The organism is Arthrobacter sp. R4 (assembly GCF_051365025.1).
Taxonomy (GTDB): Bacteria; Actinomycetota; Actinomycetes; order Actinomycetales; family Micrococcaceae; genus Arthrobacter.
Genome location: NZ_JBLWIJ010000007.1, coordinates 56920 through 83517, shown reverse-complemented (window position 1 = coordinate 83517; position 26598 = coordinate 56920). Strand labels below are relative to the sequence as shown.

General features: G+C 62.5%; 27 protein-coding genes and 2 tRNA genes. 11 read left to right on the top strand and 18 right to left on the bottom strand.

From position 1 onward, the window contains the following. Positions 1–3 precede the first annotated feature (3 nt). A complete protein-coding gene (pknB, locus tag ACLKOZ_RS03440; protein WP_436472812.1) occupies positions 4–1962 on the top strand; it encodes a Stk1 family PASTA domain-containing Ser/Thr kinase in 1959 nt (652 codons plus the stop codon). 75 nt (positions 1963–2037) lie between these two features. Here the strand turns inward: pknB and ACLKOZ_RS03435 are convergent, their stop codons facing one another. Genes ACLKOZ_RS03435 through ACLKOZ_RS03425 form a run of 3 tightly spaced genes read right to left on the bottom strand, consistent with a single transcriptional unit; the run spans position 2038 to position 3628 of the window. Continuing rightward, positions 2038–2679, bottom strand: coding sequence for an anthranilate synthase component II (locus ACLKOZ_RS03435; protein WP_337345192.1), 642 nt, complete (start codon positions 2677–2679; stop codon positions 2038–2040). Continuing rightward, positions 2676–2846 (bottom strand): hypothetical protein, encoded by a 171-nt coding sequence (locus tag ACLKOZ_RS03430; protein WP_337345191.1) that lies wholly within the window; start codon positions 2844–2846, stop codon positions 2676–2678. The genes ACLKOZ_RS03435 and ACLKOZ_RS03430 overlap by 4 nt, the downstream gene beginning before the upstream one ends. Before the next feature lie 2 nt (positions 2847–2848). Continuing rightward, positions 2849–3628 (bottom strand): class E sortase, encoded by a 780-nt coding sequence (locus ACLKOZ_RS03425; protein WP_436472810.1) that lies wholly within the window; start codon positions 3626–3628, stop codon positions 2849–2851. 172 nt (positions 3629–3800) lie between these two features. Between ACLKOZ_RS03425 and ACLKOZ_RS03420 the strand changes: the two genes are divergently transcribed. Then, positions 3801–4055, top strand: coding sequence for a cell division protein CrgA (locus ACLKOZ_RS03420; RefSeq protein ID WP_337345189.1), 255 nt, complete (start codon positions 3801–3803; stop codon positions 4053–4055). Between the two features lie 10 nt (positions 4056–4065). Beyond that, on the top strand, positions 4066–4680 hold the full coding sequence (locus ACLKOZ_RS03415; protein WP_436472808.1) for a DNA-3-methyladenine glycosylase I: 615 nt from the start codon (positions 4066–4068) through the stop codon (positions 4678–4680). Positions 4681–4916: 236 nt separating this feature from the next. Here the strand turns inward: ACLKOZ_RS03415 and ACLKOZ_RS03410 are convergent, their stop codons facing one another. The 3 genes from ACLKOZ_RS03410 to ACLKOZ_RS03400 all read right to left on the bottom strand — a co-directional run bounded on the left by ACLKOZ_RS03410 (position 4917) and on the right by ACLKOZ_RS03400 (position 7372). Continuing rightward, positions 4917–5384, bottom strand: a complete 468-nt coding sequence (locus ACLKOZ_RS03410) for a carboxymuconolactone decarboxylase family protein (protein ID WP_337350466.1) — start codon at positions 5382–5384, stop codon at positions 4917–4919. A 551-nt stretch (positions 5385–5935) separates the two neighbouring features. Next, positions 5936–6817, bottom strand: a complete 882-nt coding sequence (locus tag ACLKOZ_RS03405; RefSeq protein WP_337345186.1) for a rhomboid family intramembrane serine protease — start codon at positions 6815–6817, stop codon at positions 5936–5938. Positions 6818–6826: 9 nt separating this feature from the next. Continuing rightward, positions 6827–7372, bottom strand: a complete 546-nt coding sequence (locus ACLKOZ_RS03400; protein WP_066288542.1) for a peptidylprolyl isomerase — start codon at positions 7370–7372, stop codon at positions 6827–6829. 155 nt (positions 7373–7527) lie between these two features. Between ACLKOZ_RS03400 and ACLKOZ_RS03395 the strand changes: the two genes are divergently transcribed. Then, positions 7528–8511: a hypothetical protein gene (locus ACLKOZ_RS03395; protein ID WP_436472805.1), complete on the top strand. Its 984-nt coding sequence runs from the start codon at positions 7528–7530 to the stop codon at positions 8509–8511. Between the two features lie 137 nt (positions 8512–8648). Then, the gene (locus ACLKOZ_RS03390) at positions 8649–9524 is read left to right on the top strand and encodes a glycosyltransferase (RefSeq protein WP_337345184.1); all 876 of its coding nucleotides are present in this window, start codon (positions 8649–8651) and stop codon (positions 9522–9524) included. A 24-nt stretch (positions 9525–9548) separates the two neighbouring features. Here the strand turns inward: ACLKOZ_RS03390 and ACLKOZ_RS03385 are convergent, their stop codons facing one another. From ACLKOZ_RS03385 to dnaA, 12 genes are all read right to left on the bottom strand, one after another. Then, on the bottom strand, positions 9549–10502 hold the full coding sequence (locus ACLKOZ_RS03385) for a DMT family transporter (protein WP_436472802.1): 954 nt from the start codon (positions 10500–10502) through the stop codon (positions 9549–9551). A 71-nt stretch (positions 10503–10573) separates the two neighbouring features. Beyond that, a tRNA-Ala gene (locus tag ACLKOZ_RS03380) sits at positions 10574–10649 on the bottom strand. 72 nt (positions 10650–10721) lie between these two features. Further along, positions 10722–10838: a DLW-39 family protein gene (locus ACLKOZ_RS03375; protein WP_242633290.1), complete on the bottom strand. Its 117-nt coding sequence runs from the start codon at positions 10836–10838 to the stop codon at positions 10722–10724. Between the two features lie 69 nt (positions 10839–10907). After that, a tRNA-Ile gene (locus ACLKOZ_RS03370) sits at positions 10908–10981 on the bottom strand. 99 nt (positions 10982–11080) lie between these two features. Next, positions 11081–11746 carry a DUF3566 domain-containing protein gene (locus ACLKOZ_RS03365; RefSeq protein ID WP_436472800.1) on the bottom strand — a complete coding sequence of 222 codons (666 nt, stop codon included), beginning with the start codon at positions 11744–11746 and terminating at the stop codon, positions 11081–11083. Continuing rightward, positions 11743–14421 (bottom strand): DNA gyrase subunit A, encoded by a 2679-nt coding sequence (gyrA, locus tag ACLKOZ_RS03360; RefSeq protein ID WP_436472798.1) that lies wholly within the window; start codon positions 14419–14421, stop codon positions 11743–11745. The genes ACLKOZ_RS03365 and gyrA overlap by 4 nt, the downstream gene beginning before the upstream one ends. A 58-nt stretch (positions 14422–14479) precedes the next feature. After that, a complete protein-coding gene (gyrB, locus tag ACLKOZ_RS03355; protein WP_337345180.1) occupies positions 14480–16564 on the bottom strand; it encodes a DNA topoisomerase (ATP-hydrolyzing) subunit B in 2085 nt (694 codons plus the stop codon). A 393-nt stretch (positions 16565–16957) separates the two neighbouring features. Further along, the gene (locus ACLKOZ_RS03350; protein WP_337345179.1) at positions 16958–17518 is read right to left on the bottom strand and encodes a DUF721 domain-containing protein; all 561 of its coding nucleotides are present in this window, start codon (positions 17516–17518) and stop codon (positions 16958–16960) included. Then, a complete protein-coding gene (gene recF / locus ACLKOZ_RS03345; protein ID WP_337350461.1) occupies positions 17511–18710 on the bottom strand; it encodes a DNA replication/repair protein RecF in 1200 nt (399 codons plus the stop codon). Before recF ends, ACLKOZ_RS03350 begins: the two co-directional genes overlap by 8 nt. A gap of 45 nt (positions 18711–18755) precedes the next feature. After that, complete coding sequence (gnd, locus tag ACLKOZ_RS03340) at positions 18756–19640, bottom strand: phosphogluconate dehydrogenase (NAD(+)-dependent, decarboxylating) (protein WP_337345177.1); 885 nt, start codon at positions 19638–19640, stop codon at positions 18756–18758. Between the two features lie 125 nt (positions 19641–19765). Further along, entirely contained in the window at positions 19766–20890 is a 1125-nt protein-coding gene (dnaN, locus tag ACLKOZ_RS03335; protein WP_337345176.1) for a DNA polymerase III subunit beta, read from the bottom strand. A 526-nt stretch (positions 20891–21416) separates the two neighbouring features. After that, positions 21417–22838, bottom strand: a complete 1422-nt coding sequence (gene dnaA, locus ACLKOZ_RS03330) for a chromosomal replication initiator protein DnaA (protein ID WP_337345175.1) — start codon at positions 22836–22838, stop codon at positions 21417–21419. Between the two features lie 468 nt (positions 22839–23306). Between dnaA and rpmH the strand changes: the two genes are divergently transcribed. The 6 genes from rpmH to rsmG are packed head-to-tail and all read left to right on the top strand — an operon-like array spanning position 23307 to position 26509. After that, positions 23307–23444, top strand: a complete 138-nt coding sequence (gene rpmH, locus ACLKOZ_RS03325; protein WP_003800212.1) for a 50S ribosomal protein L34 — start codon at positions 23307–23309, stop codon at positions 23442–23444. Between the two features lie 40 nt (positions 23445–23484). Next, the gene (gene rnpA / locus ACLKOZ_RS03320; protein ID WP_337345174.1) at positions 23485–23895 is read left to right on the top strand and encodes a ribonuclease P protein component; all 411 of its coding nucleotides are present in this window, start codon (positions 23485–23487) and stop codon (positions 23893–23895) included. Further along, on the top strand, positions 23888–24283 hold the full coding sequence (gene yidD, locus ACLKOZ_RS03315) for a membrane protein insertion efficiency factor YidD (RefSeq protein ID WP_337345173.1): 396 nt from the start codon (positions 23888–23890) through the stop codon (positions 24281–24283). Before rnpA ends, yidD begins: the two co-directional genes overlap by 8 nt. Before the next feature lie 16 nt (positions 24284–24299). Next, the gene (yidC, locus tag ACLKOZ_RS03310; protein ID WP_337350458.1) at positions 24300–25274 is read left to right on the top strand and encodes a membrane protein insertase YidC; all 975 of its coding nucleotides are present in this window, start codon (positions 24300–24302) and stop codon (positions 25272–25274) included. Continuing rightward, a complete protein-coding gene (locus ACLKOZ_RS03305; RefSeq protein WP_337345171.1) occupies positions 25274–25837 on the top strand; it encodes a protein jag in 564 nt (187 codons plus the stop codon). Before yidC ends, ACLKOZ_RS03305 begins: the two co-directional genes overlap by 1 nt. Positions 25838–25858: 21 nt before the next feature. After that, positions 25859–26509 (top strand): 16S rRNA (guanine(527)-N(7))-methyltransferase RsmG, encoded by a 651-nt coding sequence (gene rsmG / locus ACLKOZ_RS03300; protein ID WP_436472792.1) that lies wholly within the window; start codon positions 25859–25861, stop codon positions 26507–26509. Positions 26510–26598 lie beyond the last annotated feature (89 nt).

The window sequence follows — 26598 nt, the reverse complement described above, 5'->3', positions numbered from 1 at the left end:
CCAGTGACTGACACGCCCCGTACGCCGTCGCACCGTGAGGACAGCCTCCCGGTGGATAACCAGCGTGTCCTGAGCGGCCGCTACGAACTCGGCGGGCTGATCGGGCGCGGCGGAATGGCGGACGTTCACCGGGGGGTGGACACCAGGCTGGGCCGGACCGTTGCCATCAAGCTGCTCCGCCCAGACATGGCCAGGGATCCGCAGTTCCAGGCACGGTTCAAGCGCGAGGCGCAGGCCGTCGCCGCATTGAACCACCCCTCCATCGTTGCCATCTACGACACCGGCGAGCACACGGTTCCGGACGGAACGGAAGACAACATCCGCGTTCCGTACATCGTGATGGAGTTTGTGGAAGGCAAGACCATCCGCGACCTCATCAGGGCCAAGGAAGTCAGCATCGACCAGGCCATCGAGTTCGCCTTGGGCGTGCTCGCGGCACTGGAGTACAGCCACAAGGCCGGCATTGTCCACCGGGACATCAAACCGGCCAACGTGATGTGGTGCGAGGGTACCAACTCCGTCAAGGTGATGGACTTCGGCATCGCCCGGGCTATCGCCGATTCGTCGGCCACCATGACCCAGACCCAGGCCGTAGTGGGCACGGCGCAGTACCTTTCGCCGGAACAGGCCCGTGGTGAAACCGTGGACGCCCGCAGCGACCTATATTCCGCCGGCTGCCTGCTGTATGAAATGCTCACGGGACGCCCGCCCTTCATTGGGGACAGTCCGGTTTCAGTCGCCTACCAGCACGTCCGGGAGATCCCGGAACCTGCGAGCAGCGTTAATCCCGAGGTGTCGCCGGCGCTGGACAGCGTCCTGGCCAAGGCCCTGCTCAAGAACAGGGCTGACCGGTTCCAGGACGCGGCGGCATTCCGGCGCGCCCTTCGCGCCGCCCGGGCCGGGGTGCCGGTTCCGGACGTTGCGGCAACTGAGGCGCCGACGGATCCGAACGACCACGTTCCGACGCCGGAACGTACGCCCGCCACCGAGGCCTTCGCTTTCACTGGTGCCAGTTTCCTCGACGACGCCCCCACCGGCCGGCTGCGGGCCACGTCCAACAACCACTCCAACGGGAACTCCCTGGCCGCCGGAGCCGCCGGAGCGGCCACAGCCTACGAGCCGCCGGACGCGGATGAGCTTCCTCTCGGCCTCCCGCCGGAACGGGAGCGGAGCCCGCGGCAGAAGTCCCGTCGTCGTGCCTGGATAGTCACCCTGGTGATCTTCACACTGCTGGTCCTGGCTGGCGGCGGCCTGTGGCTCTACAACACGGTCAACAGGCCCGCCCCAGCAGCTCCCAAGGTGGAGATCCCCGCAGTGGCCGCCATGACCGAGTCCGCTGCCCTGCAGGAGCTCTACGGCGCCAACCTGCGCCCACAGATCAAACGAGCCCAGCACGATACCGTTCCCAAAGGGACAGCGATCGGAACGGACCCGGCAGCCGGAACATCGCTTGATCCCAATTCCGAAGTAATCCTGAACATCTCCGATGGCCCCAGCGCGGTCAAGGTACCGGAGAACTTGCCCGGGAAGACTGAGGCAGCAGCCCGGGACGTCCTGCGCCAAAGCGGCCTGGTGGGCGCCCCGACCACCACTATGGCCAACAGCGCCACCGTACCGGCCGGCATTGTGATCACCACCAGCCCCGCCCCCGGACAATCGGTGGCCGTCGGCAGCACCGTGGAGATTGTGGTCTCCACCGGGAAGGTGGCCATGCCGGAACTGCGCGGCCGTACCCGTGCCGAGGCTGAAACTGCCTTGAAGGAACTGGGCCTTGTTCCGAACGTGCAGGAAGTGGAAAACTCCCAGGTGGAGGCTGGCCGGGTGACGGACCAGAGCGATCCCGTCAACGCCGCTGTCGAACAGGGGAAGACCATCAACATCGTGGTGGCCAAGGAGCCGCCACCGCCGGTAACCCCCACACCGACGCCGACTCCCACCCCGTCAGCCACCAAAAAAGGCTGACCCCGCGTCCTTCATGGAACGCGGGGCCAGATGTGCCAGTCCGGATGCACTGCGCCGGTCAGCAGCGCCTATTGGTCAGTGCTGGATGAGCGGACTCAGTTTGGCGGCCCGGGATGCGGCACCGGCCATGCCCAGCGATTCGAGCCAGTTGCCCAACATCTGGTAGCCGCCCTCCGTCAGCACGGACTCCGGGTGGAACTGCACGCCGCACAGCGGCGCCGTACGGTGTTGCAGGCCCATAACCACGCCGGTCGAAGTTTCCGCGGTGATCTCCAGGACGTCCGGGATGGTGTCGCGGACGGCTGCCAGCGAGTGATACCGGGTGGCGGTCACGGGGGAGGGGAGCCCTTCGAAAACACTCGTTCCGTGGTGCTCCACCAAAGAGGTCTTGCCGTGCATCAGCTCAGGGGCATGGGTCACTTTGCCGCCGTAGGCCTCGGCCAAAGCCTGGTGGCCCAGGCAGACGCCGAACATGGGCTTGTTGTTGTCCCCGCACCACTTGATCAGTTCGATGCAGACTCCGGCTTCCGCCGGGTTGCCTGGGCCGGGCGATATGAGGACACCGTCGCGCGTTCCTGCCATTTCGATGGCTTCTGCCAGCGTGACATCGTCGTTGCGCACCACGGTGGTCTCGGCGCCGAGCTCCTGGAGGTATCCCACCAGGGTGTATACAAAGCTGTCGTAGTTGTCTACGACCAGGATCTTGGTTGTGGTCATGGCTGGGTTGCAGAACCAATCGTTGAGTCGGTGAATGGGGTGAAAGTGGACATCCAGGGGAACAGGAACTGGGCCATCAGGACCAGGGCGGCGAAGACAAGCAGCACCGAAGTGGCTATCCGCAGCCACAGGGGGCCCGGCAGGTGCCGGAAAATCCAGGCGTACATGATCAGCCCACTCCGATCGCGGCGGCCACCTGGGCCGCTATCTCAGCCGGGGGGCCCGCCGAGGCAGGTCGCCAGCTGTCCAGGAGCGCATAGGCGATAATGCGTTCCTGGGAGCCGAAGCGCGGGTTGCAGCTTGTCATGGTGAGGAAGCTTTCGGTGGGTGTGAGGCCGGGCCTGGTGGGCACCGGTTCCAGCACATCGGTCCGGGATGGCAGCACAATCTGGTTGTTGCGGTAGACATACACGTAGTAGCCATCCTTGGTCTGGACGTAGATTTTGTCGCCCGGTACCAGGGTGTGGATGCTGTCCAGGACTGCGCCGTGTGTCTGCCGGTGGCCGGCCACCGCAAAATTCCCGACGGCGCCGGGCATCGCGGTGTTGCTGTAGTGGCCCAGCCCCAGGGTATCCAGCACATCACCGGTAGTGCCTTGGACAATGGGCCGGGTGTAGTTCGCACCGAAGCGCGGAATGTACATGATGCCGATGGTTCCGGCGTGTCCGGGGGCCGCAGAGACCACGGGTGCTCCGTAGTCCACGGCGCCGGGTGCGGAGGGAGAACTGGTGGGCGCACCCGCGCCGATATCCTGTGCGAATTCCTTGATGATGGCGCTCTGCCTGGCGTCCGATTCAACGTTGGTCCACCACAGCTGCCAGCCCACAAAAAGCAGCAAGATAATGCCCGCCGTGATGAGCAGCTCGCCCAGCACCTGGACAGTCCCACGCAGAATTACGACGCCGGGCCCCGGCGCAGTGCCGGTCCTCGCCTTCTCCTGCAATACCACGCGTTCTCCTCCGGGCGGTCACCACGGGCGCTGGTTGGCCCTGAACTACGGCTAGAATTGGCTGCTAGTAAGAATCCAGATTTGACCAAGATCGCGCAGACCGCTGGCAATTTCCTTCTTGCAGGATATCAAGCCCGGGTCGCCGAGCTTGCCTCAGCCGCAAGGAGAGCACGTGCCCGAGTCCAAGCCACGCAAGAAGACTTCCACCCCGGCCCAGGCGGCTTCGTCCACGCAGGCGTACAAGCCGAACCCCGTGTGGTTCAAGCCTGTCATGTTCGGCCTCATGATCATCGGGCTGCTCTGGATCATCACGTTCTATATCAGCGAAGGCCAGCTTCCTGTCAAGGCCTGGGAATCATGGAACATCGTCGCCGGGTTCGGCATCGCCATCGTTGGCTTCCTGATGACCACCCGCTGGCGTTCGTAGCGTCCGGAGTATGATCCCCGGCCCTGGCGGCACCGTTCTTGGCGACGACGGACTCTTCCGTCCGCCCTGGGCCGCCGTTGATCCCCTCCTCCGGGAGTACTACGACACCGAGTGGGGCCTGCCGGTCCGGGACGAACAGGGCCTCTACGAACGCATCAGCCTGGAGGGATTCCAAGCCGGCCTGTCATGGGCCACTATCCTGCGGAAACGCCCGGCTTTCCGCGCCGCGTTCCACCACTTCGACCCGGATATCGTAGCCACTTTCACTGAAGACGATGTGGAGCGGCTGCTGCAGGACCCCGGGATTATCCGGAACCGGCTCAAAATCCGGGCCGCCATCACGAACGCCAAGGCGGTCATCGCCCTGCGCAGCGAAGGCGGGCTCGTGAACTTCGTCTGGAGCTTCCAGCCCCCCGAGACGCCGCAGCCGCTCACACACTCCGATATCCCCACCCAGTCCCCGGAATCGGTTGCGCTCTCCAAGGCGCTCCGCAAGAAGGGCTTCTCCTTCGTGGGGCCCACTACGATGTACGCGCTGATGGAGGCGATCGGGATGGTGGACACGCACCTGCTGGACAGCCACCGCCGAGGATCATCCGGGGTATGGCCGGATGCCAGCGAATAAGTCCGTGCCCCCGAGTTCTCCCCAGCTGTTCCTAAAGTTATCCACAATGTGAATAACTGACGCCCGGCGATTTGCCGAAAGGGCCCGCAGATGCCCTCAATCAAGACTTATGCGAACAGTGCCTTTGGCGAGGCAGTTATTAACAGTGTGGATTAGCTGTGGATAAGACTCGGCTCTTCCCACAGACGAGGCGGGACACCGTGGCCGCAGCAAGTCCCGCTTCCGCGCTGGAACCCTTACTCCTGGCGGCGTACCGGATGATGGCTAGTTATGGAGACCCGGTTGAACGCGTTCATGGTGATCGCCAGCCAGCTGACCGCTGAGAACTCATCCGCAGTGAGGTGTCGCCGGGCATAGCCTTCCTCTACCTCCCGTGAGCGCGGATCGGGGAGTTCAGTGATGCTCTCGGCCAGCGCCAGCGCAGCACGCTCCCGGTCTGTGAACAGGGCCGTGTCCCGCCACGCGGGAAGTACCGCAAGCCGTTGGGGGGATTCGCCGTTTTCAACGGCATCGCCGACGTGCATGTCCAGGCAGAACGCGCAACCGTTGATCTGAGAAATGCGCACGTACATCAGTTCAATGATCGTTTCATCCACTCCGGCGGTGGCCGCTGCCTCGCGTGCCTTGAGTCCCAGGCCGTTCAGCGATCGCCACATGGCCGGGTGCTGCTTGTCTAGGAAGATGTTTCCGGTGTTGCGGCCCATGGGCCCTCCTGATTCTGGGTTGCGTCGGCGGCGGGGCTTGCCGGTGCGCCGATCCGCGTGGTTATCCACTTGCTAACACACGACTACCCACAACTTATCCACAGATGTGGACAACATGCATGAGTACACACGGTTTTTTCCCCGCAGAGGCTACGCAGAGCCTCGCGTCGACCATGAACTACACGCCTGTGAGTTATTAACACTGTGAATAACCATGTTGAAATCCGGCCGAGATAGCTTGCTCAGCGCCTCTCCGGCTCCGTAAAGCCAGCGATATCCACAGCTGCAGCCCCAAAGTGCGTGATTGTCCACTTAACCACAGGGACATCCCCAGCAGTTATCCACAACTGTGGACGTACGCCTCCCCTTGCGTACCAGCCAGTGCGCCGTTGCGGGCTTCTGGCAGAATCCGGCCTGGAACTACAGCCATGTAAGTTACCAACAATGTGGATAAACCCTGTGGAAAACTTCGGTCGGCATTCCAGACACAAAAAGACCCCGGTGTCCAAGGGACACCGGGGTCTTCGGTAAGAGCGGCTACAGCGCCAAAATCAGCCCGCCGTGACGCGGACCCAGCTCACGAGAATCAGCAGCCCAAAAACGGCCACCAGGCCAGCTGCCTGGAGCAGGCCCTGACGCGGGCCGCGCGGCGTGTACGCTACCACTGCAGCGCACAACGCCCCGGTGATGAGGCCGCCCAAGTGGGCCTGCCAGGCGATCTGGGGGATCAGGAAGCCGATGACGCCGTTGATGGCTATCAGCACCCATAGCTGGCGCGTTTCCCCGCCCCGATGCCGCTGGACCAGCAGCATCGCCCCGAAGAGTCCGAAAATGGCACCGGATGCCCCGACCACTCCTGCGAGCTGCTGGCCTGGGACCAGCAGCGGGTTCAGGAGCAGATAGCCCACCGAACCGCCGACGGCAGAGATCAGGTAAACCGCCAGAAAGCGGACCCTGCCCAGAAGCGGCTCGAGGGCCTGCCCGAAAATCCACAGCGTATACATGTTCAGCACGATGTGGAGGACTGAATCAGGAGAGTGCAGGAACGCGGCCGTCAGCATGCGCCAGGGCTCAAACGCGCCGTAGGCGGGCGTCGCGAACACATTGTTGTACGCGAACTGTTCGTATACGGCGCCGCCGGGCACTATCCACTGCAGGACGTACATCAGCGCACAGACGGCGATAATTCCGTACGTGACGATGGGCTTGCCGGTTGTCACCGTACCGCCGTAGACGGTCCTGACGGCCGGCGTCGAACGTGCTGTTTCGTTGACGCAGTCAACACATTGGAACCCGACGGCGGCCGCGCGCTGGCAGTCAGGGCACGCGGGGCGCCCGCAGCGCTGGCACCGCACATAGGAGGGCCGGTCCGGGTGCCGGGGGCAGACCGGAACTTGCGCTGACGGCTCCGCCGCCGGGATTCCGTAACTCATTGGTGCTTGTTAGAGCTGTTCGATGTCAATGCTGTTGATGGTGACGTCCTCGACCGGGCGGTCGCCCATGCCGGTGCGGACACCCTCGATGGCGTCGACGACCTTCTTGGAGTCCTCGTCAGCCACCTCGCCGAAGATGCTGTGCTTACCCTGCAGCCAGTCGGTGGGGATCGTGGTGATGAAGAACTGGGAGCCGTTGGTGCCCTTGCCCATCTGGATGCCTGCGTTGGCCATGGCCAGCTTGTAGGGCTGGTTGAAGCTGAGCTCGGGGTGGATTTCGTCGTCGAACTTGTAGCCGGGTCCGCCCACGCCACGGCCCAGGGGATCGCCGGCCTGGATCATGAAATCCTTGATGATGCGGTGGAAGATGGTGCCGTTGTACAGCGGAGTACCGGTCTTGTCCTCACCGGTTTCCGGGTGGGTCCAGGCCTGCTCGCCCGTGGCGAGGCCGATGAAGTTCTTGACCGTCTTGGGGGCGTGGTTCCCGAAGAGGTTCACGACGATGTCGCCGAGGCTGGTGTGGATGGTTGCTTTTGCGGTTGCGATGGCAGTCATACCGCTTATTCTTTCACGGCCCGCCAAAGCGGCACGGGTGTGGACGGCAGTTCCGCGCTGGGTGAAATCAGCCTGAATTCCGGGCCAAGAATAGCCGGTGAAGGTCAATCCACGTAGGCTAACAACAGAACCGTCACATTAATCGGGAGGTAGTTGTGAAGAAATCGGATCGTATTGCCCGTGACCTTGAGCAGTCAGTCAACAGCGCGGTAGAGAACGCCAAGGACTGGGCAGCCCCCCGCGTGGAAGCAGCAGTGGACTGGGCCGTTCCCCGCCTGCAGCATGGCCTGGATACCGCATCTCCCAAGATCCAGGAAGGGCTTAAGACAGCCGCCCACAACCTTGCCGACGGCGTAGCAACAGTAACGCCGCGGATCCAGGACGGGCTCGCCCACCTGGCCCCAAAGATCCACGATGCTGTTGAAGGCACCACTCCGCGCCTTCACGAAGCGCTGGACAAAGCCACACCCGTGATCCTGAACGCCCGCGACCGCGTAGTGGTGGAGTACCTGCCACGCCTCTCGGACCAGATCGGCCAGGCGTCCGAAGCTGTTCACCGCACGCTGGAGAATGCTCCGTTGCACGTGGACGCCGTAGCCCAGCGGCTTGCCGATTCCGGAGTTGTGCACTCCATCCAGGAGCAGGCCCACACGGCAGGGACCCAGCTCAAGGCAGCCGCGCATGAAGCCGGCAAGGTGGTAGGCGTGCAGATCGCCCAGCCTGAGAAGCCCAAGAAACGCGGTTGGCTGGTCTTCGGCATCATCGCCGCCGCCGTGGCCGCTGGTGTTGCCGCGTGGAAGGCTTCCAAGCCGGTTGAAGATCCGTGGAAAACCCCTTCTCCGGTGACGCCCACTCCCGCCCCGGTACCCGCCACCACGGTCAACGACCTCAAGGAAACCGCAGCCGACGCCGTCAGCAATGTGGCAGCCGCTGCTGCCTCAGCTGCAGGAGCCGTTGCGGAAAAGGCCAAGGATGTCGCGGAAGATGCCAAGGAGGCTGCTGAAGATGCAGCCGACAAAGCCAAGCACGTCGCCGAGGACGCCAAGGACGCGGCCGCGAAGGCAACAACCGATGCCAAGACCGCGATGAAGAACATCGCCTCCAACATGAACGGATCCGCGGACAAGGACACCGTCTAGCAGTTCCAGGCGCTTTGCGCCGTCAGCTGAAGGGGTCCCGCCTGGTGCGGGGCCCCTTCAGTGTTTTCCCAGTGTTTGTCCGGACTTGAGCCGGCAGCCCGGGGGGCCGGTCACCGATCGATGCTAAATTTGAACTGATGTCAGCCGATAAATCCTCTGGGGATGCCTTGAACGACGCAGCACAGCTGCCCCGCGTGTCCATTGTCATTCCGGCTTACAACGAGGAAAGTGTGATCCGGCAGTGCCTCATCGCTGCCGTCTACCAATCGGTTCCGGCGCACGAGATCATCGTGGTGGACAACCTCTCCACAGACCGGACCGCGGCAATCGTGCAGCAGATGCAGCTGGAGTATCCGGAAAGCCCCATCATCCTGCTGAGCCAAGACCGCGACCAGGGGCTGATTCCCACCCGCAACTTTGGCCTGGACCATGCAACCGGCGACATTCTGGGCCGGATCGACGCCGACTCCGTCGTGGAACCGGACTGGGTGGAGCAGGTCCAGAAGGCATTCCAGGACCCTTCAGTCCAAGCGGCCACGGGACCGGTGGTCTACTACGACATGCCAATGCGCCGGTTCGGCCTCAAAGCCGACGACAAAATGCGCCAGCTCATGCTTAAGCTCGCCAAGCACCAATACCATTTTCTCTTTGGCTCAAACATGGCCCTGCGTGCCTCGGCGTGGGAAACCATTCGGTCCGAGACCTGCCGTGATGAGAAGGATGAGATGCATGAGGACATCGATCTGTCCCTGCATCTTGCCGACCACGAACTCAAAGTGCAGTACTGGCCGCAGATGGTGTCCGGAATGTCTGCCCGCCGGCTGGAAGATTCGCCCCGCGACTACCGCTACTACGTGACACGCTTCGACCGGACGTACAAGGCCCACAACGTGAAGAAAATGGCTCTCAAGGCCCCGATGGTGGTCTTCTTCTCCGTTTACTTCCCAGCGAAGCTGCTGCGGGCCATCCACACCGTCAACACGGCTCAGCCGGTCCGCCGCGGCGGCCAGTAAGCACCTTCGGTACGGTCCTTACGGTCAGTCCGTTCCGAGCTCCGCGAGGCGGTCCGACGGCGGTTCGCCGTCCCGCGTGCCGTCCTCTGAATCCAGGCGCCGCCGTCGGGCGTTTCCGGACCGTTGTCCCAGGACGACGACGGCGAGTCCCACCAGGATCAGGGCCAACCCTGCGTAGGTTCCGGCCGGGAGGGTTTCGTCCAGGAAGACGGCCGCCAGCACCGCAGCGCCGGGGATTTCCAGCAGGATGATCATCGAGACCAGCAACGGGCTCATCGTTGCCAGCAGGTGGTTGAAGGCTGTGTGGCCCACCAATTGCGCACACACGGTGATGGCGATAATCCCCAGCCAGCCGCCGGCGTCGAACCCTGTCAGGGGTTGTCCGCTGAACAGGGCGAGGACGGCCACCAGTGCGGCGCACATGCCGTAGCAGAGCGTCGTGTACGTCCCTGTGGTCATGCTTTGCCGCGCCTTGCCGCCCGCCAGCGTGTACAGCCCGGCCAGGGCCCCGCCGGCCACCGCCAGCAGGTCGCCCAAGAGCGCCTCGGGGGAGCTGCCCATATCAAAACCCGTGATGGCAACGACGCCGCCGAAAGCTATGCCCAGGCCGGCCAGGACGGGCCAGCGGTGTTTAGTGCCACGAAATAGCTGGAAGACAGCAATCCAACCGGATTGAAGGCACACGAGGGCAGTCGCGGCGGCCACGGAGGTCAGCTGCAGTGAGGTGATGAAGCACGCGAAGTGCAGGGCCAGGGCGACGGCGGCAAGCAGCGACCAGTGGAACTCCCGGCCGGAAATGGCCCCGAACTGCCGAGGTTCGCGCACGAGGGTGGGTGTGGCCATCACCACCGCGCCTATGGCATTGCGCCAGAACGCAATGGCCAGGGCGCTGACAGTGGTGGCACCGAGGGTGGCCGCGATCAGCGGACCGGACGAGGCAACGCCCAGCACGCCGAGTGCCGCGATGAAGAAGTTCACTGTCCAACCCTACTTTTTCGAGTTAACCAAAAAGTCCCGGACAGCGTTTCCGCTGTCCGGGACTTTCCATATGGTGGAGGCACGGGGACTCGAACCCCGAACCCCCTGCTTGCAAAGCAGGTGCGCTACCAATTGCGCCATGCCCCCATAAGAAGCAACCCGTCAATCATACCCTAGAACCTGGGAGCCTCTTGCCAGCTCCCGGTCCGGGAATCCGTGCTAATCAACCGTATCGGTTGATTCGCTCCAGACCGTTTTCCGGGCCTCGGATTCCTGTGCTTTCCGGTAGAGCAGGACGCCTGCGATCGCAGCTGCAAGAACCAGCAACTTCTTCACATGCACCCCGTTCCGACTCAGTCCACCAACCGGAGGACTGAACCTTTCCTGAAACCTGCACAGGTTCCGTGGGCGTACCAGGACTTGAACCTGGGACCTCTTCGTTATCAGCGAAGCGCTCTAACCGCCTGAGCTATACGCCCCGATGCCTCATCGGGCCGAGATATGACTGTACAGCACATCCCGGCCCGATCTCAAATCGAGGCATTCCGCGGGAAAAACCCGCCGGAATTATGGGTTTTTCAGTCGTCCGTGAGGGTAACGCCGATACCGCCCACCAGGGTGGCGGAGATGTTGTACAGCACTGCAGACAACATGGACAACGCGGTCAGCAGGACCACGTTCACTACGGCGATGATGGTGGCAAAGGAGGCCACCTGCCCCAGCGACGCAACCTTCTTCAATTCGAAGCCCCCGCCTTCGGACCCGGCGAGGGTGCCCAGGAGACTGTCCACTTGGTCGAAGATGCCGGTCAGGTCCAGGACTGTCCAGAGCACGATGGCCGCAACGACCGTAACGATTCCCAAGGCCACAGACAGCAGGAACGCCATTTTCAGGACGGACCAGGGATCAACTTTGCTGACCAGCAGGCGCGCACGCCTGACCTTGGCTTTGGGGGCCGGCTTTACCAGTCCCGGACCGCCAGGCGCGGGTCGCTGCCCTGCCGTGGCGGGACGCTGAGCCGGGCGCTGGCCCTGTCCAGGCTGGCCCTGTCCAGGCTGGGCCTGCCCGGGCTGGGCCTGCGGACGCTGGCCTGCTGCCGCGGGGCGCTGGCCGGGCAGGCCTGCCGGAGCCGCCGGGCGCTGCTGGGGACGAACGGGGGCGTTCACTCGGGGGGCAGCCGCGGGCTGCCCCGTTCCGCCGGGAACATTGCTGTTCTGCTTGGGATATGAGTCGGGATTACTCACTCGTTACCTCCGGTGTAGTCTTCGTTCGGCTCAGCGTCGCCGGAGGCGTCCTCTGACTCAACGGCCGGTGCTGTCTCTGCCACTGCTGCTGACCCTGCGGACCCCTCGGGGGATCCGTCCTCTTCAGCCAACGTTACGTCATCCTCCAAGGATTCATCGCCCTCAAGACCGCGTTCGCTGTTCCGGGCCACTTCGATGATGCGGTCATTCTTGTCAGGTTTGGCGAAGATCACGCCCATGGTGTCGCGGCCCTTGGCAGGGACGCCAGCCACGGAGGAACGGACCACCTTGCCGCCTTCCATGACTACCAGGACTTCGTCTTCCTCCTGGACAATCAGGGCTCCCACGAGGTCACCGCGTTCCTCGGCCAGCTTGGCAACCTTGATTCCCAGGCCGCCGCGGCCTTGGAGCCTGTATTCCTCCACGGCGGTGCGCTTGGCGTAGCCGCCCTCGGTGACGATGAACACAAAGGAGCCGTCCGTGACCACGTTGGCGGCCAGCAGTTCGTCTTCCTCACGGAACTTCATGCCGGTGACGCCGGACGTGGCACGCCCCATCGGCCGCAGTGCGTCATCGGTGGCCGTGAACCGGATGGACTGGCCCTTGCGTGAGACGAGCAGGAGGTCGTCCGATTCGGAGACCAGCTGGGCGGACACCAGTTCGTCCTCGTCCCGGAGGTTGATGGCAATGACGCCGGCGGAACGGTTGGTGTCGTAATCCTCCAGCCGGGTCTTCTTGACCAGTCCGCGTTTGGTGGCGAGGACCAGGTAGGGCGCGTGCTGGTAGTCCTTGAGGTCCAGTACCTGGGCGATGTGTTCGTCCGGCTGGAAAGCCATCAGGTTGGCGACGTGCTGGCCCTTGGCATCGCGGCCCGCCTCCACCAGTTCGTAAGCCTTGGCCCGGTAAACCCTGCCGAGGTTGGTGAAGAACAGCAGCCAGTGGTGCGTGGTGGTTACAAAGAAGTGCTCCACCACGTCATCGCCGCGCAGCTGGGCGCCCTTGATGCCCTTGCCGCCGCGCTGCTGCGAACGGTAGTTGTCGCTGCGGGTCCGCTTGACGTAGCCGCCACGGGTAATGGTGACAACCATTTCCTCTTCGGGGATCAGGTCCTCCATGGACATGTCGCCGTCGAAGCCCATCAGGATCTTCGTGCGGCGGTCATCACCGTGTTTGGCCACGATCTCGGCCAATTCGCTGCTGATGATCTCGCGCTGACGCTCCTCCGAGGCCAGGATCGAGTTGTACTCCGCAATCAGCGCCTCGAGTTCTGAGTGCCGGTCCTGGATCTTCTGGCGTTCCAGGGCTGCCAGGCGGCGCAACTGCATGTCCAGGATGGCCCGGGCCTGCAGTTCGTCGATGTCCAGCAGTTGCATCAGCCCGTCGCGGGCCGCCTCCGTGGTGTTCGAGGCCCGGATGAGTGCGATGACCTCGTCCAGCATGTCCAGGGCCTTGAGCAGCGCCCGCAGGATATGTGCTTCTTCCTCGGCCTTGCGCAGGCGGTACTTCGTGCGCCGGGCGATAACGTCCAGCTGGTGGGTCACCCAGTGCCGGATGAAGGCATCCAGGCTGAGCGTGCGCGGCACTCCGTCCACGATGGCCAGCATGTTCGCGGAGAAGTTGCTTTGCAGTTCGGTGTGCTTGTAAAGGTTGTTCAGCACTACCTTGGCAACGGCATCGCGCTTAAGCACGATGACCAGGCGCTGGCCCGTACGGCCGGACGTCTCATCGCGGAGGTCCGCGATGCCGGAGATCTTGCCGTCCTTGACCAGTTCGGCGATCTTGATGGCCAGGTTGTCCGGGTTGGCCTGGTAGGGCAGCTCGGTAACCACCAGGCAAGTACGGCCCTGGAGTTCCTCTACGTTGACCACAGCCCGCATCGTGACAGACCCGCGGCCGGTGCGGTAAGCGTCCTCGATACCCTTGTGTCCCAGGATGGTGGCCCCTGTCGGGAAGTCGGGTCCCTTGACCCGCAGCAGCAGCTCTTCGAGCAGTTCCTCGCGGCTGGCGGTCGGATTCGCCAAGTACCACTGGACGCCGTCGGCCACCTCCCGCAGGTTGTGCGGCGGGATGTTGGTGGCCATGCCGACGGCGATGCCTGAGGAACCGTTGACCAGCAGGTTGGGGAAACGCGCCGGCAGGATGGTTGGTTCCTGGTTCTTGCCGTCGTAGTTGTCCTGGAAATCGACGGTTTCCTCATCGATGTCCCGGACCATCTCCATGGCCAGCTGCGCCATCTTGGTTTCGGTGTACCGCGGGGCGGCAGCACCGTCATTGCCAGGGGAACCGAAGTTACCCTGCCCAAGCGCCAGCGGGTAACGCATGGTCCAGTCCTGGATCAGGCGGACCAAGGCGTCGTAAATGGCGGTGTCGCCGTGGGGGTGGTACTGGCCCATGACCTCGCCCACCACACGTGCGCACTTGTTGAACGAGCGGTCGGGGCGGTACCCGCCGTCGAACATTGCGTACAACACGCGGCGGTGTACCGGCTTCAGGCCGTCGCGCACGTCAGGAAGGGCGCGGCCCACAATAACGGCCATCGCGTAGTCGAGGTAGGACCGCTGCATTTCGGTCTGCAGGTCCACCTGCTCTACGCGGTCGATCAGCACATCGCCTTCAAGCACGGTTTCCGGAAGATCGGCGGATTCCGCCTGGTTCTCGGGTGTCTCGTCACTCATCGTCTATATTTTCCGTTTCAGGTATATGTCAGTTCTGGAATATCAGTCGGGAGTACCGCTAGATATCCAGGAACCTGACGTCCTTGGCGTTTTGCTGGATGAAGTTTCGGCGTGATTCAACGTCCTCGCCCATCAGGGTGGAGAAGATCTGGTCCGCAGCCAGGGCATCGTCCATGGTGACCTGCAGGAGGGTCCGGTTGTCCGGGTCCATGGTGGTGTCCCAGAGCTCGGTGTAGTCCATTTCGCCCAGGCCCTTGTAGCGCTGGATGCCGTTGTCCTTCGGAATGCGGCGTCCGGCTGCCTGCCCCGACAGCAGCTTGGCATCGCGCTGTTTGTCGCTGAAGACGTAGTCGTGCGGCGCATTGGACCACTTGATGCGGTACAGCGGCGGCTGGGCCAGATAGACGTAACCGTTCTCGATGAGGGGACGCATGTACCGGAAAAGGAGTGTCATCAGCAGCGTGGTGATGTGCTGTCCGTCGACGTCGGCATCGGCCATCAGCACGATCTTGTGGTACCGGAGCTTGCTGAGGTCGAAGTCCTCGCCGATGCCGGTGCCAAAGGCGGTAATCATGGACTGGACCTCGGCGTTGCCCAGGGCCTTGTCCAGGCGTGCCCGCTCAACGTTCAGGATCTTGCCGCGTAGCGGCAGGATCGCCTGGGTTTCCGGGTTGCGGCCGCGCTTGGCGGAACCACCTGCGGAGTCACCCTCCACGATGTAGACCTCGCACCTTGCCGGGTCCTTCGAGGAGCAGTCCGAAAGTTTTCCGGGCATGCCGAAGGACTCGAGCGGGCTCTTGCGGCGGGCGTTGTCGCGTGCCTTGCGGGCCGCCATACGGGCCTGGGCCGCGGAAATTGCCTTACGGATAACGTCACGGGCCGGACCCGGATTGCGCTCCAGCCAGTCGCCGAGTCCGTCTGTGACAACGCGCTGGACAAAGCCCTTGACCTCGGAGTTGCCCAGCTTGGTCTTGGTCTGTCCCTCGAATTGCGGCTCGGCAAGCTTGACTGAAATAACGGCAGTCAGGCCCTCACGGATGTCATCGCCGGTGAGGTTGTCGTCCTTTTCCTTGATGATGCCCTTCTCCCGCGCGTAGCGGTTGATGAGCGAAGTCATGGCGGCGCGGAAGCCCTCTTCGTGCGTTCCGCCCTCGTGGGTGTTGATGGTGTTGGCGTAGGTGTGGACGCTTTCGGAATACGCGTTGGTCCACTGCATAGCCATTTCCAGCGCGATACGCCGGTCCTTGTCCTCGGTTTCGAAGGCAATCACGTCCTCGTGGACGACGTCGACCTTCTTCCCGGAGTTCAGGTGCTTGACGTAGTCCAGCAGGCCGTCGTCGTACTGATAGACCACGGTGCGGTGCTCTGCAGTGACCTCGCCCTCGGTGACCACGGCGTCCAGGTCCAGGTCGCCGTCGTTGTCCTCCGGGGAGGTGCGCTCGTCGGTCAGCGTAATGCGCAAGCCCTTGTTCAGGAAGGCCATCTGCTGGAAGCGGGCCCGAAGCGTCTCAAAATCGAATTCAGTGCTTTCGAAAATGCCGGCATCCGGGTAGAAGGTCTGCGTGGTCCCGGTGTGGTCCGTCTCCTCGCCCTGGACAAGGCCGCCCTGGGGCTTGCCGCCGTCGGCGAAGGACATCCGCCAGACGTGTCCTTGGCGCCGGACTTCGGTGTCAACACGGCTGGAAAGTGCGTTCACTACGGAGATGCCCACACCGTGCAGGCCGCCGGAAACCGCGTAACCACCGCCGCCGAACTTGCCGCCCGCATGCAGGATTGTCATCACAACTTCGACGGTGGGCTTGTGTTCGGTGGGGTGCATGTCCACGGGGATTCCACGGCCATCGTCCACCACCTTGACGCCGCCATCGGCCTGAAGGACTACCTCGATGTGCGTGCAGTAACCGGCCAAAGCCTCATCTACAGAGTTGTCCACCACTTCATAGACCAGGTGGTGGAGGCCGCGCGGACCGGTCGAGCCGATGTACATGCCGGGGCGTTTGCGCACGGCTTCGAGGCCTTCAAGGACGGTAATGTCACTTGCACCGTATTCACGGGGGGTCACAGCGTCTGCCGGGGTGTCGGGGGTACGGGCATCCTCAACTGCGGGTTCCACTGCCTGGATATCTGTATTGTCGTTAGCCACAGGCGCTGTCGACTCCTCTGTTTTCGATGATGGCCGGCCGGAGTCCTTCCCCCAGGGAAAGCTTCGGCCAACAGGCACAAACTGATGGCGCTGGCGAGTTAGCTGACATGCGGAACCGCGATCCGCCAGCGGGAAGCGTGCGGAAAACGGACTCAGTCAACGTTTCACCGGCGCCCAGTTATCTGTTGCGATTCTATCGTGGATCGCGGCGTTCACCCGCATTCGGAGGGCCTCGGCGGCAGGCAATGTGCCTTTGTCAGGCCGTTGACCCCGCCTTGGGCGCCCCAGCGGTCCGGTCTCCGGGTGCCTATACACCCCACGGCCGTTGCATCGCCCTACACGCCCTTGGGCGAATATTCAATAGTCGACGACGGCGGCACGGACCTCGCAGGCTCACCCGTAAGTATCGCGGGGGCCTCGGCCGTTAACGCTTCGCCCTCCCTTGCGCCAACTGGGCGCCGACGGGCCCAGGACGTGGATGCTGGTCACCACGCCGTCACCAAGTTCGGTGCGGAACTTCTCGAGCAGGCTGATGCTGAGGAGGCGAAGCTGCGTGGCCCACGCCGTTGAGTCGCAGCGAACGTGCAAAGTGGTGTCCGTAAAGCTCTCCGGTGTGCAGTGCGCGGAGATTTCCGGCCCCACGAGGGTGGCCCATTCGGCCATCACCGACCCGACAGCAACGGGCGAGGTCCAGCCGCGTTCGGCCACCAGGCGTCCCACCACCTTGCCGAGGCCCAGCGGATCACGGCCGGTGGAGTGGAACTGGCTAAAACCTCGGGTGTCCCGGATGCCGCCACGTTTTGTCTTGCCGGCACCGGCGGCGGGTGGTGCCTTACGGCGGATCTCGCCGCGTGCCGCTGCTGCTTCGCGCATCCGATTCAGCGCCGCCTGCGGCGCGTCGATGTTGTCGGGATCCCGGCCGGGCTGGAGGCCGCCGTTTTCATCCTTATTCATCGATTCCTCCCGGGATGACCTTCACCCGCCGGCCGGAGAGTTCTTCCGGAATATCGGCGTCGACGGCTGCAGTCACCAGCACCTGTTCCGCGCCGGAGACTATTGCCGCCAGTTTACGCCGCCGCTGGACATCGAGTTCGGCAAAAACATCATCGAGGATCAGGATGGGAGCGGACCCGCCCGTTCGGGCGTCGTCGAGCATCACATAATAGGACGCCAGCCGGAGGGAGAGGCACATGGACCATGTTTCCCCGTGCGAGGCGTACCCCTTGGCCGGAGCCTCGCCCAGGACAAGTTCCAGCTCGTCGCGGTGCGGGCCCACCAGTGAAATGCCACGCTCAAGTTCCTTGCGGCGGGACGCGGCGAACGCCCGGACGTACGCTTCGGTGAGTTCTTCCACCGTCAGCGTCCGGAGGTCTTCCTGAACCGGTTCGCCCGTGGCGGACGGAAAGGCCGCACCCGGTGCTGCGCCGCCGTCGTCGTCCATCATGTTTTGCAGGCTTGAGCGGTAGGCGGCGTCGGCAACCTTTGAACCGTCCGTGAGCTGCGCATACGCACTGGCCAAGTGCGGGCGAAGCCGCTCTACCAGTTCCAGCCGGGCATGCAGCAGCTCGGCGCCGGCCCTGGCCATGTGCTGGTCCCACACGTCAAGAGTGGCTTCGTGGCCGGCGGTGAATTTGCCGGCCCTCGCAGATTTCAGCAACGCATTGCGCTGCTTCAGCACACGGTCATAGTCGCTGCGGGTTGCCGCGTGCCGCGGAACCAGGCTGACCAGCAGTTCATCGAGGAACCGGCGCCGGTTGGACGGATCACCTTTGACCAGCGCCAGGTCTTCGGGGGCGAAGAGCACTGTCTGGCAGATCCCGAGGATGTCCCGCGCACGCACGGGATTGCTGCGATTGATGCGGCCACGGTTTGCACGGCTGGCATTGATTTCCAGTTCGAGCACGGTGATCTGGCCTTCGCGGACCAGCCGGGCCCGGACCAGGGCACGCTCCGTACCGAACCTCAGCAGCGGACCGTCTGCGCTGACACGGTGCGAGCTGAGGGTGGCGAGGTAGCCGATGGCTTCCATCAGGTTGGTCTTGCCAATCCCGTTGGATCCCACCAGTACCGTGACGCCAGGTTCCAGGGCAAGGTCAACCTGGGCGTAACTGCGGAAGTCAGTCAGTGAGAGGTGTTCTAGGTACACGCGGTCTTCAGGATTCTCGAAACCCTCGGGTCCCGGGGATTGGAGCTATTTGGCAGGGCGGGTGGCGTGCCCGCCGAACTGGTGGCGCAGCGCCGAAACCATCTTCATGGCGGGGGAATTGTCTTCCCGTGAGGAGAAACGGGCAAAAAGTGCTGCCGTGATGGCAGGAGCGGGCACTGCGTTGGCGATCGCCTCTTCGACGGTCCAGCGGCCCTCGCCGGAATCTTCTACGTAATCATCGATGGAGGCAAGGCCCGGATCTTCGTCAAGCGCCTTCACCATGAGGTCCAGCAGCCAGGACCGGACAACCGTTCCCTTTTGCCAGGCGCGGAAGGTCCCGGGAAGATCGTTGACGATGTCCTTGGCCGCGAGCAGTTCATAGCCCTCGGCGTAGGCCTGCATCAGGCCGTACTCGATGCCATTGTGGACCATCTTCGCGTAGTGTCCGGCGCCGACCCCGCCCACATGCACAAAGCTGTCGGCCCGTTCGCCTTCCGGGCGGAGTGCGTCGAAGACCGGGAGGGCCCGTTCGATGTCGGCCGCGTCTCCGCCGGCCATCAATCCGTAGCCGTTCTGGAGGCCCCACACGCCGCCGGAGACACCGCAGTCAGCAAACCGGATGCCCTTTTCGGCCAGCGCGGCACCATGTTTCTGGTCCTCGGTGAACCGGGAGTTGCCGCCGTCGATCACCAGGTCACCGGCGTCGAGCTTGGCCCCGAGCTCGGTGACGACGGCATCGGTGATATCGCCGGCCGGGACCATGACCCAGATAATCCGGGGTGCCGGGACGGCGGCGATGAGTTCGTCCAGCGAGGAAACATCGGTGACGTCCGGATTGCGGTCGAAGCCGGTGACGTCAATTCCACCCTTGCGCAGGCGTTCGCGCATGTTGAAACCCATTTTGCCAAGGCCGATCAGTCCGATATGCACGGTGGATCTCTTTTCTGCGCTGGTGGTGTGGCTGCGGGGGGGGCGTCATCCCAACTAGGTAGCAGCAGATGTCGTTATGAGGGTTCAAAACGACATCTACTGCTACCTAGTTGGGTGGGAGGCTGCTAGTTGGGGAGGCGGACCGGCATGACCAAGTAACGGTAGTCGTCCTGGTCTTCGCCGTCGACGTCCGCCTGGGCCGTGATCATCGCTGGTTTGGGCGCGGTGGTGAAGGAGAACCGGACGTATTTGGTTTCAATGACGCTCAGCCCTTCCACCAAGTAGTGGGGATTGAAGGCAACAGTGATGTCCTCACCGGACAGCTGGGCCTCGAGTTCTTCAGAGGCCTGTGCATCCTCGCCGGTCCCGGCGTCGAGGTGCAGCTGGCCTTCAGTGAAAGCCAGGCGCACCGGGGTGTTGCGTTCGGCGACAAGGGACACACGACGCACGGCTTCGACCAATTCCTGGGTCTGCACGGTGGCGTGGATGGGTGTCGTGTCGGGGAAAAGCGAGCGGATTTTGGGGTAGTCGCCGTCCACCAGCAGAGATGTGGTGGTGCGGCCGCCGCTTTCGAAGCCGATGAGCCGGCTGTCGTCGTCCGCCAGGGCCAGGTTGATGTCACCGCTGTTACCCAGTGTTTTGGCAACTTCGTTCAGGGTCTTCGCCTTGACCAGCGCGCTGGTGGAAATTCCCGGGGTGACGGGCTTCCATGGGACTTCGCGCATGGCCAGCCGGTACCTGTCGGTGGCCAGGAGAGTAATGAGATCATCCTCAATTTCCATCCTGACGCCGGTCAGGATGGGGAGGGTGTCATCCTTGCTGGCCGCGATGATGACCTGGGAAACAGCTTGGGCGAAGGCATCGCCGGGAACTGTGCCGCTGATGGTGGGCAAGGCAGGCAGTGGCGGGTACTCGGCTTCCGGCATGGTGGCCAGGTGGAAACTGCTGCGGCGGCAAGTAAGCGTGACTTTGTTGCCGTCCGTTTCCACGTCAACCGGGGCCGAAGGCAGGCTGCGGCAGATGTCTGCCAGGAGACGGCCCGATACCAGGATGGTGCCTTCCACTGCGATGTCAGCCGGGATCTCAAGCCGGGCAGAGGTTTCGTAGTCGAAACTCGAAAGGCTTACGGTGCCGGACTCAGCCTTGAGGAGCAGGCCTGAAAGGACCGGTACTGGCGGCCGCGGAGACAACGAGCGGGCTGTCCATGTGACGGCTTCTGCCAGGACGTCCCGATCGACTCTGAACTTCACGGAAGGGTGCCGCCTTTCATTGCTGCTGCCATGTCTGAACCGGGAACTCCATCGTGGAGTTCCAAAAGTGGGTGCCCCAAACTCCTGAACCTGCATGGTCCGTGCTTGCTGAACCACAAAGAAACCCGAGGATGGGAGCGCTGCTGACAGCTTAGCCGGAAGATCCGGGATTAACCCATCCCCGGCAAGGATCCCGGTTGTCCTGGGCCGCCAGGCCCTGGAAGGTTCGTCGTGTGGATCCAGATTGTTGTTTGAGGGAAATCCATTTTTTGGGATTAGTAGTGTTAATAACTGCTGTGGAAACTGTGGATAACCCCGTCTCGCCGCAGGATCCGGCGGTTAAGCCCTGTTCATGGACTGTGGGTGAAGCAGGTTTTAAACAGGGTGTGGATGGGGATAAGAATTTTGGCGGTTTCGCTGATCCACAGATGGGTTAAGGGTTTTAAGCCCATTAACCGCACTTGTCCCCTTAACTGTCCACAGGGTTATCCACATGCACCTGTTAATAAGGTATAGAGGCGGAGGGTCAGGAGTCGCGCTGCTGCTGTTTGATCCTGTTGGTGAGCTCGGTGACCTGGTTGTAGATCACACGGCGCTCGGCCATGAGTTCGCGGATCTTGCGGTCCGCATGGATCACCGTGGTGTGGTCTCGGCCGCCGAGCTCCTGGCCGATCTTGGGCAGCGACATGTCCGTGAGCTCGCGGCACAGGTACATCGCGATCTGGCGGGCCGTCACCAGTGTTCGGGTGCGTGACTTGCTGCAGAGTTCCTCCATGCTGAGCTTGAAGTACTCCGCCGTCTGCGTGAGGATCTGGCTGGAGGTGATCTCCTGGGCGCCGTCATCGGTGATGAGGTCCTTGAGGACCATCTCTGCCAGGGCAACGTCAACCGGCTGTCGGTTCAGGCTCGCGAACGCCGTGACGCGAATGAGGGCGCCTTCGAGTTCGCGGATGTTGCTGGAGATCTTGGAAGCGATGTATTCGAGGGCGTCGTCCGGCGCGGAGAGGCCCTCACTGAGCGCCTTCTTCCGGAGAATGGCGATTCGGGTTTCAAGTTCCGGCGGCTGGATGTCCGTGAGCAGGCCCCACTCAAAGCGGGACTTCATCCTGTCTTCGAACCCTGCCAGGAGCTTGGGCGGCTGGTCCGAGGTGATGACCACCTGTTTGTTGTTGTTGTGCAGGGAATTGAACGTGTGGAAGAACTCTTCCAACGTCCGGTCCTTGCCTGCCAGGAATTGGATGTCGTCGATCAGCAGCACGTCCACGTTGCGGTACGTCGTCTTGAAACTCGCACCCTCGTCGTCGCGGATGGAGTTGATGAAGTCGTTGGTGAATTCTTCAGAGTTCACGTACCGGACACGAATGCCACTGTAGAGGCGGCGGGCGTAATGGCCGATGGCGTGCAGGAGGTGGGTTTTGCCCAGCCCCGAGTCACCATAGATGAAGAGCGGGTTGTAGGCCTTGGCCGGCGCTTCGGCAACGGCCACCGCGGCCGCGTGGGCAAACCGGTTGGACGAGCCGATGACGAAGGTATCGAAAACGTACTTGGGATTCAGCCGCCCGAATTCGTGGGAGGTGCTCGGCAGCATGGGTTGCGGCTTCTGCTCGATCAGCTGGTCGGACGTGAAGGACGGCTCGACGACGAGTTCCGGCTCCTCATGGATGGGCACCAGATCGGTGTCCACGTCGATGGCACAGCGGATGTCCTCAGAGAAAACGTTGTGCAGTGCGTCGTCCAGCGCATCTTTGACCTGCGTCTGAAGGACCTCGCGGGTGAGTTCGTTGGGGACGGCCACCAGAAGGGTTGAACCGATCAGGCCCTGGGCCTGGGCCAGGATGACAAAGCCCCGCTGCCGTGGTGAAACGCGGTCGTCCTGCTCCAGCAGGCTGACAACGCGCCGCCAGGAACTTCCGACAGTATTGGCGTGGTTGGCTTCGTCTACTGTCATCAATCAGTTCCTCAAAACTTGCTTTGCCTGCATTACCTGCAGCCCCAAGTCCGGAACCAGGATGCTGGTCCAGCTTCATCCACAGGGTTATACACAGTCCGTGGATAATCGGCTACTGAGCCACTCTAGGGGATCAAAACGCCAGAAGATAGCTGGGAAGTAGCTTGTGGATAATTACACCAGTGTGGTTCTGAAAAGGGGCCTGTGAGCCAGTTCATCCACAGGCTGTTGTGGACGGTTAACCACAGCTGGGGACAAGGACCGCAGGCCGTCCCGGTTTGACTCTCGGGCGTAATTTGCCCTAACGTTGTGAAGTCCTTTGTGTCCGCTTTTTGGCCCCATCTGAATCTCTCAGACGCACCGCGTTCGAGCAGCCGGGGGAAGCGTGCATTACAAAACTTAGCGTCGGCCAGTTCTTCCCCTTTACTGATCGGGTGGGCGCACCTTTGATCCACTGGAGTAACTAACGTGAGCAAGCGGACTTTTCAGCCGAATAACCGCCGTCGAGCCAAGAAGCACGGCTTCCGCCTTCGTATGCGTACCCGTGCCGGCCGTGCCATCCTGGCAGCCCGTCGTGGCAAGGGCCGCACCGAACTGTCGGCCTAAATAACTGACTCGTCGGTTTACATTTCTTTGCGAGTTTAAGGTGCTGGCCACCCGTAACCGTTTGAGGACTGCATCCGATTTTTCAACAACCGTACGTTCCGGTGTCCGCAATGGGCGCCGGAACGTAGTGTTATATACGGCAGCTATCGCTGCCGACGAACCCAGCCGGATCGGGTTTATCGTTTCCAAAGGTGTCGGGAACGCTGTGGTCAGGAACCTCGTTAAGAGGAGACTGAGGGAAGCCGGTGCTGCCTCGCTACGCGAGTACGGTACCGGGTTCGCCATAGTGGTCCGGGCTCTGCCTGCGTCCGCGGCCGCCAGCTGGGATCAGTTGTTGGCGGACTACAACGCCGCGCTGGAATCGACGGTGAGCCGGTTGGGCAGCCGCCTTCCGCGGGCTGCTGTTAACGGTTCTACCGGTACAACACAGGAAGGGACACAGCGTGCATAACGTGACTGCCGCCGTCGTCCATTTCCTGCAGCCTGTTGCCGTCACCCTGGGCAAGGTCATCTGGAACCTGCCCCGAAACATCCTCATTCTGCTGCTCAAGGCCTATCGCAAGGTGATTTCCCCCTTGTACGGCCAGGTTTGCCGCTTCTTCCCTTCTTGCTCGGCATACGCCCTTGAAGCAATCACTGTCCATGGTGCAGTCAAAGGGAGTTGGCTTGCCGTCCGGCGCCTCGCCCGCTGCCACCCTTGGAATGCCGGCGGCGTGGACCATGTCCCCGCCGGCCACCGGGAATGGCCTGAAAACCGGACCCCCACAATTGTTGTGCTGAACAACCCGGACAAGTACCTGGCTGCTCAGACTGATGGAGAAGGCCGCCTTGCGGCCTGACGAATAGGGATATCGTATGGACTTCTTTGAAACAATCATGTTTCCGTTCAAGTGGCTTGTGTCCATCATCATGGTGGGTTTCCATGAGGGCCTGAGTTCCATCGGCATGCCGGAGGCCTCCGGCTGGACATGGACGCTCTCCATCATCGGCCTGGTGCTGGTGATCCGTGCCGCTCTGATCCCGGTGTTCGTCAAGCAGATTAAAGCCCAGCGCGGCATGCAGTTGCTGCAGCCGGACCTGAAGAAACTCCAGGACAAGTACAAGGGCAAGACCGACCAGCTCTCCCGCCAGGCAATGGCGCAGGAACAGATGGCCATGTACAAGAAGCACGGCACCAACCCGTTCTCCGCCTGCTTGCCCATGCTGATTCAGATGCCGTTCTTCTTCGCGCTGTTCCAGGTTCTTTCCGGCATCAGCACGGCCCGTGACCAGGGCAAGAGCATCGGCGCGATGAGCCACGAACAGGTGTTGCAGTTTGATGACTCCACCATATTCGGAGCGCCGCTGTCAGCTACGTTGCTGCACAACCCCGAGGGCAACGTAGTTGCCGTTTATGTCCTGTCGATCGTGATGATCCTGGCCATGACGGCCTCGCAGTTCATCACGCAGAAGCAGATCATGGCCAAGAACATGTCTGAAGAAGCCATGGCCAGCCCGTTCATGCGCCAGCAGAAAATGATGCTGTACATCCTGCCGATCGTGTTCGGCGTGGGCGGCATCAACTTCCCCATCGGTGTGCTGATTTACTGGACCACCACCAACCTGTGGACCATGGCACAGCAGTTCTTTGTCATCCGACGGATGCCGACGCCCGGATCCCCTGCTGCCAAAGCACTGGCCGAGCGCCGTGCGGCCAAGGGCCTGCCGGCCCTGCCCATCCTGGGCGGGAAGAAGGCCGACGCCGAAGCAGAGGCCGCCGCTGCCGCTGCAATCATCGAGGCCAAGGGTCAGCGCATTCAGCCACAACGCAAGAACAGGAAGAAGAAGTAATGTCAGCCGAGAGCACCGAACACGCCCTTTCCGACGAGGTCACCGAAGACCGCGACGAGTCCGTGAGTGATGCCACTTCCACGAAGGGCTCAACGGCCAGCCGCCTGGAGGAAGAGGGCGATGTTGCTGCCGACTACCTCGAAGAACTTCTGGATATCGCTGACATCGATGGCGACATTGACATTGAGGTCCGCAACGGCCGAACCTACATCTCCATCGTGGCCGAAGAGGAATCGGACAGCCTGGACAGCCTCGTGGGCGAAGACGGGGAGGTCCTGGAAGCGCTGCAGGAACTGACCCGCCTTTCTGTCCTGTCTGCCACCGAGAACCGTTCGCGCCTGGTGCTGGACATCAATGGCTACCGCCAGCAGCGTGCCGGACACCTTCAGAAAATCGCTGAGGATGCCGCCGCTTCGGTCAAGGAGACCGGCAAAGCCGTGGCCCTCGAGCCGATGAGCGCCTACGAACGCAAAATTGTCCACGACGCCGTAGCTGACCTTGGTCTGGTCAGTGAATCCGAAGGTGAAGGCGCTGGCCGCCACATCGTTGTATCCGCTGACTAGAGAATTGCTGAACAGCTAATCATGGTTGATATCACGGCAGCTGAACTGCTGGCCGCAGAGAAGATCTTCGGCGACCGGCTGGACCTCGCTAAGCGATACGTGGAGCACCTGGCTACCTCTGGAACGGAGCGTGGGCTCATCGGCCCGCGAGAGATCCCGCGGTTGTGGAGCCGGCACGTCCTGAACTGCGCGGTCATCGAAAGTGAGATCGCCCACGGGAGCCATGTTGCCGACGTCGGAAGCGGTGCAGGCCTCCCCGGACTGTGCCTCGCCATCGCCCGTCCGGACCTGGAACTGACCCTGATTGAGCCTCTCGAACGCAGGGTGCTCTGGCTCCAGGAAGTGGTGGATGACCTGGGCTTGGCCAACGTGACGGTCATGCGAACGCGGGCGGAGCTCGCCGTGGGCCATGTGAATGCCGATGTTGTGACCGCCCGTGCGGTGTCAGCACTGAGTAACCTGGCTGGACTCACTATTCCCCTGCTTGGCGGCAAGGGTGAGGTTGTGGCTATCAAGGGCCGCAGCGCGGGCGAGGAAATTGAAAAAGCCGCCAAGGTCATCAGGAAACTCGGTGGCGTCCAGACGTCCGTGGTCACGGTGGGTGAGCATCTCTTGGAGGAGCCCACCACCGTGGTCCGCATCGTTGTAAATAAGTCCCAAAAGATTGCCTAGCGCCGGGCCCCGGTAACCTTGGTCTGCAGGGCGAAGCGGTTAGGCTAGACAACGGCAGCAAAAAGCTGAACGAGAGTGAGTGTGTCCCA

Coding starts and splice junctions, on each gene's coding strand:
- ACLKOZ_RS03435 (WP_337345192.1), bottom strand. CDS start 2,679: ATGACCACAACCAAGATCCTGGTCGTAGACAACTACGACAGCTTTGTA.
- ACLKOZ_RS03430 (WP_337345191.1), bottom strand. CDS start 2,846: ATGTACGCCTGGATTTTCCGGCACCTGCCGGGCCCCCTGTGGCTGCGG.
- ACLKOZ_RS03415 (WP_436472808.1), top strand. CDS start 4,066: ATGATCCCCGGCCCTGGCGGCACCGTTCTTGGCGACGACGGACTCTTC.
- ACLKOZ_RS03410 (WP_337350466.1), bottom strand. CDS start 5,384: ATGGGCCGCAACACCGGAAACATCTTCCTAGACAAGCAGCACCCGGCC.
- ACLKOZ_RS03405 (WP_337345186.1), bottom strand. CDS start 6,817: ATGAGTTACGGAATCCCGGCGGCGGAGCCGTCAGCGCAAGTTCCGGTC.
- ACLKOZ_RS03400 (WP_066288542.1), bottom strand. CDS start 7,372: ATGACTGCCATCGCAACCGCAAAAGCAACCATCCACACCAGCCTCGGC.
- ACLKOZ_RS03390 (WP_337345184.1), top strand. CDS start 8,649: ATGTCAGCCGATAAATCCTCTGGGGATGCCTTGAACGACGCAGCACAG.
- gyrA (WP_436472798.1), bottom strand. CDS start 14,421: ATGAGTGACGAGACACCCGAGAACCAGGCGGAATCCGCCGATCTTCCG.
- ACLKOZ_RS03350 (WP_337345179.1), bottom strand. CDS start 17,518: ATGAATAAGGATGAAAACGGCGGCCTCCAGCCCGGCCGGGATCCCGAC.
- dnaA (WP_337345175.1), bottom strand. CDS start 22,838: ATGACAGTAGACGAAGCCAACCACGCCAATACTGTCGGAAGTTCCTGG.
- yidC (WP_337350458.1), top strand. CDS start 24,300: ATGGACTTCTTTGAAACAATCATGTTTCCGTTCAAGTGGCTTGTGTCC.
- ACLKOZ_RS03305 (WP_337345171.1), top strand. CDS start 25,274: ATGTCAGCCGAGAGCACCGAACACGCCCTTTCCGACGAGGTCACCGAA.
- rsmG (WP_436472792.1), top strand. CDS start 25,859: ATGGTTGATATCACGGCAGCTGAACTGCTGGCCGCAGAGAAGATCTTC.